Genomic DNA, 16216 nt, shown 5'->3' on the forward strand with positions numbered 1-16216 from the left:
CTGATGCTGATGAGTCTGCCAGCTTAAGCTTCAGCGTAAGTAATGGCGCCTCCGTGCCGGCGGGTTTCACTCTGAGTTCAGACGGCTCTTACAGCTTTGATCCCCAGAATGCTGCTTATGATGGTTTGAGTGCTGGTGAGATCCAGACCCTGGCAATACCTGTCACCGTAACCGATCAGGAAGGGGATACAGATACTCAGCTGATCAATATTACAGTCAACGGCACGAATGATGCTCCGGTCGCTAATACTGAAACCATCAGTGGTCTGGAAGATAAAGCCGTTGTGTTTACGGCCAGTGACTTACTGGGTAATGACTCCGATGTTGATGGCGGTACCCTGAGTATTGACAGCTTTCAGCAGCCGGATAATGGCAGTCTGGCCTTTGATGCTGTTACCAATACATTCACGTTTACGCCGGATGAAAACTGGAGTGGTAATACCGACTTCCAGTATAGCGTTGCGGATGGTCAGGGTGGTCTGACTAACGCCAGCAGCACGATTGCGGTTGCCGGTGTCGCTGATGAGCCGAGTCTGTCAGTACAGGTTGGCGAAGCGGTTGACGGAACAGTGGAAAGAACGATCAGTTTTGATAACAGCAGCAATGATTACAATCCGGAAAAAGATGGCTTCCAGTTTAAGAACATGTATGCGCATAACGATCAGGGGCTGGCAAGCACCGGTTATAGCGGTACGGTTCCACCGGAGTTTCAGGAGTCTGATGGTAATACTTTCGCACTGAAAACACTGGTTATTTCGTCAAACGGTAATCCTCATGCGGATACTAACCGGAACTCAGAAAGCAAAGAGGTCACGTTTAAAGCGTACGATGAGGATGGCAATGTTGTCGGTACTCATACTGTAACGACGATTGCCCAGGATAATGCAACGACTGTAGTGAATTTCACTGGAGTACCAGGCTTTGATGATGTGTTCAGAGTCGCTATGGAATTTGACGGTAGCGGTGACCGGTACATTAATATCGATGATGTTGTTGTTGATGTCCATGAAGGTAATTCAATTCCTCTGAAGATATCCAGCAGTCTGGGGGTTGATACTGATGGTTCTGAGTCATTATCCGGGGTCGTTCTGTCAGGAGTCCCGGCAGACGCGACGTTGTCTGCAGGAACGAAAAATGCGGACGGTGACTGGGTTGTTCCTCAGTCTGATCTGGATGGCCTGTCGGTAAAAGTATCCTCAGAAACAACACGGTTTACCCTCGAAGCCAGTGTGACTTCGACGGAAAGTGACAGCGGTGATACATCCGTTAAAACGGTTACTGTCCCTGTGAATAATTCAGCACCGGTAGCAGCAGAACATACCGGCTCAGCTGTTGAGGACGGCGGTGAAGTAAGTGGCACGCTGGCTGCCACAGATGCAGATAATGATTCTTTATCCTATAGCCTGGCAGAAGGTGGGCAGCCGGAGGAAGGAAGCGTCACCATCAATGATGATGGTTCGTATAGCTTTGATCCGGGCAGTGATTTCCAGGACCTTGGCGCAGGGCAAACCCGGGAAGTCAGCTTTAGCTACCAGGTAAGTGATGGCTATGGCGGTTCAGTTACCGGGATAGCTAAAGTCGTCGTGACAGGCACTAATGACGGGCCTGTCGCTGGGCAGGATGTATCTTTCAATCTGTTTGAGGGAGCAGCGCCGGCAACCGGGCAGTTATCAGCAACGGATATTGATAACGGTTCTGTGCTTACTTTCAGTGTGAGTGATGGTGTGACTGCTCCGGCGGGCTTTACTTTGAATGCAGATGGTAGCTTTATCTTTAACCCTCAGCACGGGGCTTATGACGGTCTGGATCAGGGAGATGTTCAAATCCTGACAATCCCTGTCACTGTCACAGATGATCAGGGAGCCACTGATACGCAGCAGATCAGAGTTACGGTCACCGGGCAGAATGATGCCCCTGTTGCCGGTGCTGATGTTGTATCGACAGTTGATGAAGGTGCTGCTTCTGTTACCGGTCAGCTCAGTGCGACGGATTCGGATAGCTCATCAGATCTGACATATAGCGTGACCGGCGGAGCAACTGTACCTGAAGGCTTTACGCTGAATACAGATGGTTCATACAGCTTTGACCCACAAGACGCTGCATATAATAGTCTCAATATTAGTGATGCTCAGACCCTGACGATTCCTGTAACGGTAACCGATGAGCATGGTGCGACGGATACACAGCAGATCCAGATCACCGTGAACGGCACCAACGATGCGCCGGTTGCGGGTGTGGATGTCACCGCCAATGTGAATGAAGGTGACAGTGCCATCAGTGGCCAGCTGTCAGCGACGGATGCAGATGACTCAGCGTCTCTGACCTTCAGTGTGACCAACGGAGCGTCTATTCCTGCTGGCTTCACTCTGAATAGCGACGGTTCATATAGCTTTAATCCACAGGATGCCGCCTACGATAACCTGGATACAGGCGACGTGCAGACCCTGACGATTCCGGTGACGGTGACCGACGAGAATGGGGCTTCCGATACCCAGCAGATACAAATTACTGTTAACGGCACCAACGACGCCCCGGTTGCAGGCGCTGATGTGACGGCTTCTGTGAACGAAGGTGATTCAGCTATTTCTGGCCAGTTGTCTGCCACTGATGCCGATGACTCTGCCAGCTTAAGCTTTAGTGTGACTAATGGTGCATCTGTACCTGCCGGCTTCACATTAAATAGTGATGGCAGCTATAGCTTTGATCCACAGGATACGGCTTACGACGGTTTAGATGCCGGTGATGTTCAGATTCTGACCATTCCTGTGACGGTGACCGACGAGAATGGGGCTTCCGATACCCAGCAGATACAAATTACTGTTAACGGCACCAACGATGCCCCGGTAGCGGGTGCGGATGTCATCGCCAGTGTTAACGAAGGTGATTCTGCCATTTCTGGCCAGCTGTCCGCGACGGATGCAGATGACTCAGCGTCTTTAACCTTCAGTGTGACCAACGGTGCATCTGTGCCTGCAGGCTTCACCCTTAATAGCGATGGCTCATACAGCTTTGATCCACAGGATGCTGCCTACGATAGTTTAGATGCTGGCGATGTTCAGACCCTGACCATTCCAGTAACAGTGACTGACGAGAACGGTGCGACTGACACTCAGCAAATCCAGATTACCGTTAACGGTACCAACGATGCACCGGTGGCCGGTGCTGATGTTACTGCCAGTGTAAACGAAGGTGACAGCGCCATTTCTGGCCAGTTGTCAGCGACCGATGTCGATGATTCTGCAAGCCTGAGCTTCAGTGTAACCAACGGGGCTAGCTTACCAGCAGGCTTTACTCTGAATGCGGATGGTAGTTACAGCTTTGATCCACAGGATGCCGCGTATGACGGTTTAGATGCGGGTGATGTACAGACTCTGACCGTTCCGGTTACAGTGACCGATGAGAATGGGGCCACCGATACTCAGCAAATTCAGATCACTGTTAACGGCACCAACGATGCGCCGGTAGCGGGTGCAGATGTTACTGCCAGTGTAAACGAAGGTGATAGCGCCATCAGCGGCCAACTGTCTGCTACCGATGCCGATGATTCTGCGAGCTTAAGCTTCAGCGTGACTAACGGTGCGTCGATTCCAGCAGGCTTCACATTAAACAGCGATGGCAGCTACAGCTTTGATCCACAGAATGCGGCCTACGACGGTTTAGATGCCGGTGATGTACAGACTCTGACCGTTCCGGTTACAGTGACCGATGAGAATGGGGCCACCGATACTCAGCAAATTCAGATCACTGTAAACGGCACCAACGATGCGCCGGTAGCGGGTGCGGATATTACTGCCAGTGTAAACGAAGGTGACAGCGCCATTTCTGGCCAGCTGTCAGCGACAGATGCTGACGACTCTGCGTCTCTGACCTTTAGCGTTACTAATGGTGCTAGCGTACCAGCAGGCTTTACCCTGAATAGCGATGGCTCATACAGCTTTAATCCACAGGATGCTGCTTATGACAGCCTGGATGCGGGTGATGTTCAGACTCTGACCATCCCGGTAACAGTGACTGACGAGAACGGTGCCACTGATACTCAGCAAATTCAGATCACCGTGAATGGCACTAACGATGCCCCAGTTGCCGGTGCCGATGTTACCGCCAATGTGAATGAAGGCGATAGCACTATCTCTGGTCAGCTGTCCGCGACGGATGCCGATGACTCAGCGTCTTTAACCTTCAGTGTGACCAACGGCGCGTCTGTTCCTGCAGGCTTCACCCTGAATAGCGATGGTTCTTACAGTTTTAATCCACAGGATACTGCCTACGACGGCCTGGATGCTGGTGATGTTCAGACCCTGACCATTCCTGTGACCGTAACTGACGAAAACGGCGCCACGGATACGCAACAAATCCAGATTACCGTGAACGGCACCAACGATGCGCCAGTGGCGGGGGCTGATGCTAAGGCTTCCGTGAACGAGGGCGATTCAGCGATTTCTGGCCAGCTGTCTGCGACAGATGCAGATGACTCTGCAAGCCTGAGCTTTAGTGTGATGGATGGCGCCTCCGTGCCTGCAGGTTTTGCACTGAACAGTGATGGCAGTTACAGCTTTGATCCTCAGGACCCGGCATACGATACAATGGCTGCTGGCGATGTTCTGGCGCTGGCAATACCGGTAACGGTTACTGATGAGCACGGTGCAAGTGATACTCAGTGGGTTGCAATTAAAGTAAGTGGCACCAACGATGCGCCGGTAGCGGATGTGGATGTGAGCGCAACGGTTCAGGAGGGCGATTCAGCAATCAGCGGCCAGTTGTCAGCAACGGATGTGGATGACTTTGTATCTCTGAGCTTTAGTGTGACTAACGGTGCCTCCGTACCGGCTGGTTTCATATTAAACAGCGATGGCAGCTACAGCTTCGACCCTCAGGATTCTGCCTACGACAGCCTGGATGTGGGGGATGTACAGACCCTGACCATTCCGGTCACCGTCACTGATGAAAACGGCGCTACCGATACCCAGCAGATTCAGATCACTGTCAACGGCACCAACGATACGCCGGTTGCAGGTGTGGATGTCACTGCTAATGTGAATGAAGGTGACAGCGCAATCGGCGGGCAGCTGTCTGCTACTGATGCTGATGACTCAGCTACACTGACCTTCAGCACTACGGTTAACATTGCAGGCTTTACCCTGAATACCGATGGTTCGTACAGCTTTGATCCTCAGGACTCCGCTTATGAGCAGATGGATGTGGGAGATGTGCTGACCTTGGGGATTCCGGTGACTGTTACTGATGAACATGGTGCAACCGATACCCAGCGAATTGAAATACGGATCAGTGGCACGAATGACACACCGGTAGCGAATGCTGATGTGAGTGCTACTGTCAGTGAAGGTGATAGCGCTATCAGTGGTCAGTTGTCAGCCAGTGATGCAGATTATTCAGCGTCATTAAGCTTCAGTGTTACCAGCGGAGCATCTGTTCCTGCAGGCTTCACATTAAACAGCGATGGTTCATATAGCTTTAATCCACAGGATGCAGCCTACGACAGCCTGGATGCAGGTGATGTACAGACCCTGACCATCCCGGTAACGGTGACTGATGAGCACGGTGCCACCGATACTCAACAGATCCAGATTACCGTAAACGGCACCAACGATACTCCTGTAGCGGGCGTTGATGTGACTGCCAATGTCAGTGAAGGTGATAGCGCCATCAGTGGGCAGCTGTCCGCGTCGGATGTGGATGATTCTGCATCCCTGACCTTCAGTGTGACCACCGGTGCTTCCGTGCCAGCGGGTTTCACTCTGAATGCAGATGGTTCATACAGTTTTAATCCGCAGGATACGGCGTACAACAGCCTGGATGCTGGTGATGTACAGACCCTGACGATTCCGGTGACGGTGACCGACGAACACGGCGCCACCGATGCTCAGCAGATTCAGATTACTGTTAATGGCACCAATGATACGCCGGTAGCAGGTGCGGATATCAGCAGAAATGTTGCAGAGGATGCGCCTCAGTTAACCGGTTCTTTCAGTGCCACTGACGCAGATGACTCTGCTTCTCTGAGCTACTCTCTGGCAGGCAGTGCCCCGGCCGGATTTAATCTGAGCGCGGATGGTACCTATACTTTTGACCCTGCCGATGACTCATATCAGCATCTTGCCGCCGGTGATACCCAGACACTGACGATTCCTGTAACAGTCACTGACGAAAATGGTGCGACGGATACCCAGCAGTTACAAATCGTGCTGTCCGGTACCAACGATGCGCCGGTAATGTCGGTTGTTCAGCCTGTATCTGTGGATGTACCGCAGGCATCAGTCGCTAATACGACTACCTTGTTCAGTACCACGTTTGAAAGTGCTGGCAGTGGCTTTGTTCAGAACGCTGATGGTTGGGGAACTGATTCAGAGGCAATTGAGATATGGTCGTCAGCTTCAGGGCATACCGGTGATGGTAAATTCATTGAGCTCAATGATGATAAGCTTGATAACTATGATGACGCTGATCAGATCAGTCGTACTGTTGATACAGTAGAAGGGGCAACCTATACGCTGGACTTCGACTTTGCTGGCCGTGCCGGATTCGGAGCCAATGTTAACAACATGCAGGTGAAGGTAAACGGTCAGGTTATCGACACCTTTACCGATGATGGTACCGGGCAGAGTGATCAGAGCTGGAATGATGGCCAGATTACGTTTACGGGTACCGGTCAGCCGATGACGATTGAATTTGTTTCCATTGGCGAGGCACAGAATTACGGTCGTGGTATGCGACTGGATAATATTGAGCTGACCCAAACTGTCATGGAGACACCTGATGCCACCATTACCGGCCAGCTTCAGGCAACGGATATTGATGATAACAGTAATGTAACCTTTGCAGTTCAGGAAGGCACTGCTGCACCGGCAGGGTTTACGCTCAATGCTGATGGTAGCTACAGCTTTAATCCGGACAATGCCGCGTATGAAAATATCCCTGACGGTACCAGCCAGGTGCTGACGATTCCTGTTGTTGCTTCTGATGGCCAGGGTGGAACTGCCGTTCAGAATCTTCAGATTACGGTGAACGGTACTAGTGAAGGGGCACCGGCTGCTTCGGTTGTGGCGAATGATGACAATTTTGCTGAAATAAACGCGGCGGTTGTGAAAACCGGCAGTAACATTTCTAACTTGGGGAATATGGGGCAGGGCTCAGTAAACGGTGTTGCTGAGTCTGATACTGAAACCCGTACCTTTGACTTTGGTGCTGAGAATGCGGGCAAGACGGTTACCCTGTCTTTCGATTCCCGGGCAACCGGTGGCTGGGAAGATGGCACCAGTGGCAGTGAAACCCGGGATACATTTACTGTTCGGGTAAACGGCCAGCAGATTGATCAGCGCAGTTATGATGAACATGACGATGCTGATAATACCTGGAATGCAACTCACTCTTATCAGGTAACACTGGATTCAAATGGCCAGGCGGTTGTTGAGTTTGATGTGGCCAGTACCGCAAGTGATGAAGTTGTTTCGATCAGTAACCTGCAGATGGAAAAAGCTGCAGCCTATGCCACAGATGAAGACACTGCGGTCATTCTGAATGTGCTGGGTAACGATACCGGCAGTAGTGGAAATAACCTGAGTATCAGCAGTTTTGATAATCAGGTCTCCATGAGCGGTATGATTGTCGGCACTGTGGAAAAAGTCGTTGTCGGCGGAATTGATCAGTTAAAGTTTACGCCGAATGACAATCTGGACAGCCTTAATGCCGGCGAATCTGCAACCCTTTCATTTGATTATACCCTGACAGGTGCCCAGGGCGGTTCCGATACCGCAACGGTTACTTTCAAGGTTCAGGGTACCGATGATGCCTATGTATTTGATACCAGCAATGTTGGGAATGAGAATACAGATACGTCAGGCCTGAACCGTATTGACGGTACCGGCAGCAAAGACAACATCAGCGGTACCAGCAACGATGATTACATTCTGGGTGTCAACGGTGATGACAAGCTGGAAGGCAAGGATGGTAATGACGTACTGGATGGCGGTGACGGTCAGGATGATCTGAAAGGCGGTGATGGTCAGGATACTCTTTACGGCCGGGATGGCGATGACAAACTGAAAGGCGAAGATGGTAATGATTACCTGGATGGTGGCGATGGTAATGATGACCTGAAAGGCGGTGACGGTAATGATCAGATTCTCGGCGGTGAAGGCGACGATAAACTGAAAGGCGAGAAAGGCGACGACTTACTGCTTGGCGGTGCCGGAAATGATGACATTAAGGGCGGAGATGGCGATGACGTTCTGTCTGGCGGTAAAGGAGATGATACCGTTAAGGGAGAGGCGGGTAACGATACCTATGTGTATAACCCGTTTGATGGCAACGATACCTTCTCCGGCGGTAATGGCGGTGGCTGGACTGACATTATTCAGCTTACTCAGGATGGCACTAACGATCCGGAAAACCCCTGGACGATTACTGTTGATGGTCAGGAATTGGAATATGATCTGGCTGCTCAGGCACTGGAGCTGAATCCTGATACTTCCGGTGTGGTCACTATGGCCGACGGCAGTGAGCTGACGTTCGAGGGTGTTGAAAAAATAGAGTGGTAACAACATCGGTAGGATAGTTAAAAAGGGCCCCTGGGCCCTTTTTATTTATTTGGGCAATTTGGTTACTTCTTTTCAGTATGACTCTTACCTGCCTTGATCTGAGCTGATACACTCGGCCGGAATGTACATTTTTTAATCATTGTGTCACGTGCCTCTTAACACTGGAAATGGCTGATTTATAAGCGTTTATGTGCCGGCGTACCCTTGATAATCTGTTGTATGAAATGGAATTAGTGCTGTATGGCGACGCCTTTACTGATTTGTGATGATTCTTCGCTGGCGCGAAAACAGATCGCCAGATCATTACCCGATAACCTTGCTGTTGAAGTCAGCTTCGCGACCCATGGAGGCGAGGCGCTGGATGCTATTCGTGCCGGTAAAGGTGATGTGCTTTTACTTGACCTGAATATGCCTGTGATGGACGGCTATCAGGTGCTGGAGGCTATCCAGCGTGAAGACTTGCCGACAATGGTTATTGTTATCTCCGGGGATATTCAGCCCTCAGCCTATCAGCGGGTTAAACAGTTGGGCGCGCTGGATTTTATTAAAAAACCCGTCGACCAGAATACCCTCAACCACGTATTGCTGCAGTATGGTGTCTTTAGCGACAGTGACTTTGTTGAAACGCCTGTCGCTGAGGTATCTGTCACCGAAAACTCTTCTGATCCTCAGCCTCAGAATGCTCCAGATGAGTTGTCTGCACGCCTGCGGGATTGCTATCAGGAAGTGGCGAATGTTGCCATGGGCCGGGCTGGGGATCTGCTTGCGCGGCTGTTGAATGTGTTTGTGATGCTGCCGGTTCCGAATGTGAATTATATTGCCGTCAGTGAAGTTAGCATGGCGCTGAGCGCGATTGAAGCGGACGAGCGTATTTCGGGTGTTTGTCAGGGCTTTATTGGTGGTGGTATTTCCGGTGAAGCCTTGCTGATTCTGAATGATTCCAGTTTTCTGGATCTGGCAGCGTTGATGAATTACAGCGAAGGTGTGGACGAACAGGCTGAGCTGGAACTGCTGATGGACGTTGCTAACGTTTTGATCGGTGCCTGTCTGGGGGGCATATCTGAACAGTTGGATTTCAAATTCAGCCAGGGACACCCGGTTGTGCTTGGGCAACACTGTCATATATCTGATCTGATGGATGACAATATTAAAACCCTGCAAAAAACCCTTGCGATTGAAATCAGTTATGGGATCGAAGGCCATGCCATTAAGTGTGACTTATTGCTGCTATTTACTGAAAAATCAATGCAAAAACTGAACGAAAAAGTATCGCATCTGCTGGATTGATTATGGCCCTGGAACAACATCAGATAGACAAACTTTACTCACTGATGGAAATACTCCGCAATATTGATGTGGGGCTGGTGGTCATTGATAAGGAACTGAAAATTCAGTTCTGGAACGATTTCATGGAAAACCACAGTGGCAGTGCATCCGCTGAGGTTAAACATCAGGTTATTACCGATCTCTTTACTGATGTTCCAAATGACTGGTTCAGGAAAAAAGTTGATTCAGTTTTTCTGTTACAGAATAAAGCCTTCATGATTTGGGAGCAGCGTCCCTATCTTTTTCGGTTTGATAATTACCGCCCGGTGACCGGTGGGGCGGAGTTTATGTATCAGAACGTAACGTTCATTCCGTTGTTTGCCGCAGACGGTGAAGTGACGCATATCTGTATGATTGTGTATGACGTCACAGACACCGCCGTACATAAACAAGGCTTACAAAAAGCGAATCAGGAACTGGCCGTTCTCAGTCAGACAGATGGTCTGACCAAGCTTTACAACCGGGCACACTGGGAAGATTGTCTTGAGCGGGAATATAAGCGTTGGCAAAGGGTGAAGCAACGTGCTTGCCTGCTGATGCTCGACATTGATCACTTTAAGAGCATTAATGACAATTACGGGCATCCGGTGGGTGATGACGTCATACGGCATCTGGCACAGCTGATTCAGCATAATGCCCGTGAAATAGATGTATCCGGGCGTTATGGCGGGGAAGAGTTTGCCATTATTCTCGGAGATACCTCATTGCAGGATGCCGCTTTGCTGGCTGAACGGTTGCGTAAAGCTGTGGAAGGTTCAGTAGTCAGTTCTGACGGGCAGTCGCTTAAATATACTATCAGCCTTGGTATTGCTGCTCTGGATGTAGGGGTTCAGTCCAGCCAGGAATGGATTGCCTGTGCAGATAAAGCGCTGTATTCATCCAAGGAAAATGGCCGTAACCGGGTCAGTTTGTATTCTCCGCAGTCTTAATCTACCTTTCTCTCAGTTTTACGGGCTGTTCTGCCGGTATTTTGTTCAAAATATAGGCGGCTATGTATAATAGCCGCCCTCATTTCTAATCCACATGTAAAAAGCCATTATGAAGTTTATCGTTAAGCTATTTCCAGAAATCACTATTAAGAGCAAACCTGTCCGTAAGCGTTTTATTCAGCGCTTACAGTCCAATATGCAGATTACTCTGAAACGCCTCAGCGATGACATCAAAGTGCGCGCCCTGTGGGACAAAATCGAAGTTGAAGTGGACAGTTCAGATGCTCAGTTGCGGGAGCAAATGATTGAAGTGATGCAGGCCACTCCTGGTGTGCTGCATTTTCTTGAAGTGGACCAGCATCCGCTTGGGGACTTCGACAATGTTTTCCAGCTGACCCGTGAAGCCTATAGTGAAATTATCCGCGGCAAAACTTTTGTTGTTCGGGTAAAGCGTGCCGGTAAGCACGATTTTAAATCCGGAGATCTGGAGCGTTATGTTGGTGGTGGACTGCTTCAGCACTGTGAATCTAACGGTGTTGATCTGCATGCCCCTGAAGTGAAGGTAAAACTGGAAATCCGTGACCAGAACCTGTTCATCATCTCCAACAAGTTTAAAGGCCTGGGTGGATATCCTCTGGGCAGTCAGGAAGCAGTATTGTCCCTGATTTCCGGTGGCTTTGATTCAGTGGTTGCCAGCTATATGACCATGCGCCGGGGCTGTAAAACCCATTTCCTGTTTTTTAATCTGGGCGGTAAGGCTCATGAAATCGGTGTGAAGCAGGTTGCACTGTCGCTGTGGCAGAAATACGGATCAGCTGCGCGGGTTAAGTTCGTGACAGTACCTTTCGAAGAAGTGGTTGGTGAGATTCTTCAGAATGTTCATCACACCCAGATGGGGGTTGTGCTCAAGCGTATGATGATGCGGGCAGGTGAACGGGTTGCTAACCGTATGAAGCTGCATGCCCTTGTGACCGGTGAAAGTGTTGCTCAGGTTTCCAGTCAGACGTTGCCTAATCTGGCGCTGATCGATGGGTCAACCAGTAAGCTGGTACTGCGACCGCTGATTACTATGGATAAGCAGGACATTATCGATATCACCAAGCAGATTGGCGCGTATGACATGGCCAAGAGCATTCCGGAATACTGTGGTGTTATATCTGACCGTCCGACCACCAATGCGCAGATTGAGCGTATTGAGGAAGAAGAAGCAAACTTTGATTATGCTGTACTGGATGAAGCGCTTGAAAATGCGCAGGTTCTGGCGATCGATAAAATTGTCGAGGATCTGGGGGCAGAGGCTTCAATCGAAGCGCTAACGCGTGTCGCTGAGGGGCAAGTGATTATCGATGTGCGACATCAGCATGAACAGGAGCGTAAGCCCCTGAATATGCCTAAGTGTGAAGTGCTGAAAATTCCTTTCTTTGAGCTGGAGTCCAGCTTTGCAGATTTAGATATGACCAAGGAATACCTGCTGTACTGCGATAAAGGAGTGATGAGCCAGATGCACGCACAGAGTCTGCAGGATAAAGGTTACAGTAATGTGAAGGTGTATCGGCCGGGTGAATAACCGCTTTCTTGAGAGCGACATTTTGGCTGCATGATTTTGGAAAATAGCGTTTTTTGTAGTTTTTTTACAAGATTTTAAAAGCAACTTTTTGTCGCTAAAGTGCGGGGAACTTGTTGCCTGCAGGGCGGTTTTCGGGTTTAATTATTGCCCGTTTATTAACAATTCAGCCAATCTGCAGGTGACACCGATTTTTTTTACTACAAGAAAAATTGTCGTTTGCAGAGAACTTAAAGTTCAGGCGGGATTTGGTTCCGGAACACTTTCGGGTGTTGCGGGATTTTTGATGAAACAGAGGAGCGCCCGTTAGATGGAAAATCTAATGTCCGAAGGCATTAACCTGATGGTTTTTGGTATGGGATTCGTATTCGTATTCCTGACCTTGCTGGTGTTTGCTACTAATGGCATGTCTGCCGTGTTAAGCAAAATTGCACCGGACCCGGAACCTAAGGCTAAGCGAAAAGCCCCTGCAGCCGCACCTGCTGCCGCTGCTAATAATAACGATGAGTTGGTTGCAGTTATGACTGCCGCGGTTCATCAACATCGTTCTCGCTAATACCCGGCGAAAGTAACGACTTTATTTTAAGAGCAATAATCGACAAAAGGCCTATACCCATGTCTGATAAAAAACCTCTTGGCATTACCGACGTAGTACTGCGTGACGCACATCAGTCGCTGTTTGCTACGCGTATGCGCCTGGATGACATGCTGCCGATCGCTGAAAAACTGGACAAAGTTGGTTTCTGGTCCCTGGAAAGCTGGGGCGGAGCAACATTTGATTCATGTATCCGCTTTATCGGTGAAGATCCCTGGGAGCGTATTCGCGAGCTGAAGAAGGCTATGCCGAATACTAAACAGCAAATGCTGCTGCGCGGTCAGAACCTGCTGGGCTACCGTCACTATGCTGATGACGTTGTAGAGAAGTTTGTAGAGCGTGCTGCTGAAAACGGTGTGGATGTTTTCCGTATCTTTGATGCGATGAACGATCCCCGTAACCTGGCAACCGCTATTAAAGCGGTTAAAGCAACAGGTAAGCATGCTCAGGGCACCATCTCTTATACCAAGAGTGAAGTACACACGACTGACATGTGGGTTGAGTTTGCCAAGACTCTGGAAGACCTGGGTGCAGAGTCTATTGCGATTAAAGATATGTCAGGCATCCTGACGCCTTATGACGCTTTTGATCTGGTATCCCGCCTGAAGGCGCAGACTCAGTTGGAAGTTCAGCTGCACGCACACGCGACTTCCGGTCTGTCTGATATGACAATCCTGAAATCTGTTGAAGCCGGTATTGACCGTGTTGATACAGCGATTTCTTCTATGTCGATGACTTACGGCCACACTTCTACTGAGTCAGTGGTAGCTGCACTGGCAGGTACTGACCGTGATACAGGTCTGGATCTGAATCAGCTGGAAGAAATTGCGGCTTACTTCCGTGAAGTACGGAAGAAATACGCTAAGTTTGAAGGTTCTCTGCGTGGTACGGATTCCCGTATCCTGGTTGCTCAGGTGCCAGGCGGCATGCTGACCAACATGGAAAACCAGCTGCGTGAGCAGGGTGCTTCCGACAAGTTTGATGATGTATTGCAGGAAATTCCACGGGTTCGTAAAGACCTGGGTATGATTCCTCTGGTAACCCCTACTTCACAGATCGTGGGTACTCAGGCGGTTATCAACGTATTGATGGGCGAGCGTTACAAGACCATCTCTAAAGAAGTTCAGGGCATCCTGAAAGGTGAGTACGGTGCAGCACCGGCGGCGTATGACGCTGACCTGCAGGCACGTGTACTGGATGGCGGTGAGGCAATCACCTGTCGTCCGGCAGACCTGCTGGAACCTGAGCTGGATAAGCTGAAAGCTGAACTGGAACAGCTGGCAACAGAGAAAGATCTGAGCCTGTCTGATAACCAGATCGATGACGTGCTGACTTACGCACTGTTCCCGCAAATCGGTCTGAAATTCCTGGAAAACCGAAACAATCCGGATGCCTTCGAACCGGCACCAACTTTAGAGGACGCACAAGCAATGGCTGCACCTAAAAACACTGGTCCACAGACTTACACTATTAACGTTAATGGTCAGAGCTACGTTGTTCAGGTTTCTGAGGGCGGCGACATTACTGCAGCTGCACCTGCGGCGCCTGCAGCGGCAGCGCCTGCTGCAGCTCCGGCGGCTGGTCCTGCTGAGTCTGTTCCTGCTCCACTTGCCGGTAACATCTGGAAAGTAGAAGTATCTGCCGGTCAGGCAGTACAGGAAGGTGACGTTCTGGTCATTCTGGAAGCAATGAAGATGGAAACTGAAGTACGTGCTGCACGTGCTGGTACTGTTTCCAGCGTTGACGTGAAAGAAGGCGACACTGTTCAAGTGGGCGATAGCCTGATCACCTTGGCATAAGGGTTGGTTCGATGGAAAACCTTCTGAATTTATGGCACGCCTCCGGGATATACAATATCACCGGTGGGCAGGTTGTGATGATCCTTGTCGGTCTGTTGCTCCTGTTCCTTGCTATCCGCAAGAACTTTGAGCCACTGTTGCTGGTACCGATAGGCTTTGGCGGCATTATGGCTAACATCCCGGAAGCGGGTCTGGCTTATGCGGCTGTAGAAAATGCGCTTAACCTGGGCGGTCCTGAAGTTATTCAGTCAATTGCTGCTGCGCTGAATGTTAACTCTACTGACATTTATGAGCTGAAGAGCGCTTATGCATCTTCATCGGCTGCTGAGCATACTGCTGCTGTTTATGCAGCTCAGGATGCCGGTTTCAGCAACGGTATGATGTATAACTTCTACAATGTTGCGATTGCTTCCGGTGTAGCACCGCTGCTGATCTTCATGGGTGTAGGTGCCATGACAGACTTCGGCCCGCTGCTGGCGAATCCAAAGACTCTGTTCCTGGGCGCTGCGGCACAGTTCGGTATTTTTGCAACCGTACTGGGCGCGGTAGGTCTGACGACTCTGGGTCTGATGGACTTCAGCATCCAGGATGCAGCTGCGATCGGTATCATCGGTGGTGCTGATGGCCCGACAGCGATTTATGTTGCCAGCCTGCTGGCACCGGATCTGCTGGGTGCGATTGCTGTAGCAGCATACTCATACATGGCGCTGGTACCTATGATTCAGCCGCCGATTATGCGTGCACTGACGTCTGAAGCTGAGCGTAAAATCTCTATGGTACAGCTGCGTCCGGTTAACAAATCTGAAAAGATCATGTTCCCTATCGTGTTGCTGATTCTGGTTGCTATGTTGCTGCCGGATGCTGCACCTCTGCTGGGTATGTTCTGCTTCGGTAACCTGATGCGTGAATGTGGCGTAGTAGACCGTCTGAGTGATACTGCACAGAATGCACTGATCAACATCGTAACTATCTTCTTGGGTCTGTCTGTAGGTTCTAAGCTGTCTGCTGATAAGTTCCTGGATGTGGAAACGCTGGGTATCCTGCTGCTGGGTGTTGTTGCATTCGGTATCGGTACTGCCTGTGGTGTTCTGATGGCTAAGATCATGAACAAGATGGCCGGTGGTAATGCGATTAACCCGCTGATCGGTTCTGCAGGTGTATCTGCTGTACCAATGGCAGCGCGTGTATCTAACAAGCTGGGTCTGGAGGCTAACTCTCAGAACTTCCTGCTGATGCACGCAATGGGTCCAAACGTAGCCGGTGTAATCGGTTCTGCGGTTGCTGCCGGTGTGATGATCAAGTTTGTTGGCTAAGATTAACAAGTGTCTAGTCCTGATATAGGTTGACACTTATTTCATACAAACGCCCGATGCACCTCATCGGGCGTTTTATATTCCAGTGACAAGTGAGGGCGCCGCTGGTTATACATCCTGACCGACTCATCAACC

At 50.1% G+C, this 16216-nt stretch carries 8 protein-coding genes; 7 read left to right on the forward strand and 1 reads right to left on the reverse strand.

Annotated features, from left to right (window positions below; translation table 11 throughout):
* The 7 genes from JYB63_RS22405 to JYB63_RS22435 all read left to right on the forward strand — a co-directional run.
* Window positions 1–8555: cadherin-like domain-containing protein (locus tag JYB63_RS22405; RefSeq protein WP_205660161.1), on the forward strand; the 8555-nt coding region annotated here is incomplete at its 5' end.
* 240 nt (window positions 8556–8795) lie between these two features.
* A complete protein-coding gene (locus JYB63_RS22410) occupies window positions 8796–9842 on the forward strand; it encodes a response regulator (protein WP_205660162.1) in 1047 nt (348 codons plus the stop codon).
* A 2-nt stretch (window positions 9843–9844) separates the two neighbouring features.
* Window positions 9845–10810 (forward strand): sensor domain-containing diguanylate cyclase, encoded by a 966-nt coding sequence (locus JYB63_RS22415; protein WP_205660163.1) that lies wholly within the window; start codon window positions 9845–9847, stop codon window positions 10808–10810.
* A 109-nt stretch (window positions 10811–10919) separates the two neighbouring features.
* The gene (gene thiI, locus JYB63_RS22420; RefSeq protein ID WP_205660164.1) at window positions 10920–12377 is read left to right on the forward strand and encodes a tRNA uracil 4-sulfurtransferase ThiI; all 1458 of its coding nucleotides are present in this window, start codon (window positions 10920–10922) and stop codon (window positions 12375–12377) included.
* A gap of 307 nt (window positions 12378–12684) precedes the next feature.
* Window positions 12685–12930 (forward strand): OadG family protein, encoded by a 246-nt coding sequence (locus JYB63_RS22425; RefSeq protein ID WP_205660165.1) that lies wholly within the window; start codon window positions 12685–12687, stop codon window positions 12928–12930.
* 59 nt (window positions 12931–12989) lie between these two features.
* Window positions 12990–14768: a sodium-extruding oxaloacetate decarboxylase subunit alpha gene (gene oadA / locus JYB63_RS22430; protein ID WP_205660166.1), complete on the forward strand. Its 1779-nt coding sequence runs from the start codon at window positions 12990–12992 to the stop codon at window positions 14766–14768.
* An 11-nt stretch (window positions 14769–14779) separates the two neighbouring features.
* A complete protein-coding gene (locus JYB63_RS22435) occupies window positions 14780–16081 on the forward strand; it encodes a sodium ion-translocating decarboxylase subunit beta (protein WP_205660167.1) in 1302 nt (433 codons plus the stop codon).
* 41 nt (window positions 16082–16122) lie between these two features.
* Here the strand turns inward: JYB63_RS22435 and JYB63_RS22440 are convergent.
* On the reverse strand, window positions 16123–16216 hold a 94-nt coding region (locus tag JYB63_RS22440), incomplete at its 5' end, for an integrase core domain-containing protein (RefSeq protein ID WP_205658405.1).

Origin of the sequence: Aliamphritea spongicola (genome assembly GCF_017051665.1) — a bacterium.
Classification (GTDB): domain Bacteria; phylum Pseudomonadota; class Gammaproteobacteria; order Pseudomonadales; family Balneatricaceae; genus Amphritea; species Amphritea spongicola.

Excerpts from the sequence above, each read along its gene's own strand:
- JYB63_RS22435 (WP_205660167.1), top strand. The coding sequence starts at position 14,780 with ATGGAAAACCTTCTGAATTTATGGCACGCCTCCGGGATATACAATATC.
- oadA (WP_205660166.1), top strand. The coding sequence starts at position 12,990 with ATGTCTGATAAAAAACCTCTTGGCATTACCGACGTAGTACTGCGTGAC.
- JYB63_RS22410 (WP_205660162.1), top strand. The coding sequence starts at position 8,796 with ATGGCGACGCCTTTACTGATTTGTGATGATTCTTCGCTGGCGCGAAAA.
- JYB63_RS22415 (WP_205660163.1), top strand. The coding sequence starts at position 9,845 with ATGGCCCTGGAACAACATCAGATAGACAAACTTTACTCACTGATGGAA.
- thiI (WP_205660164.1), top strand. The coding sequence starts at position 10,920 with ATGAAGTTTATCGTTAAGCTATTTCCAGAAATCACTATTAAGAGCAAA.
- JYB63_RS22425 (WP_205660165.1), top strand. The coding sequence starts at position 12,685 with ATGGAAAATCTAATGTCCGAAGGCATTAACCTGATGGTTTTTGGTATG.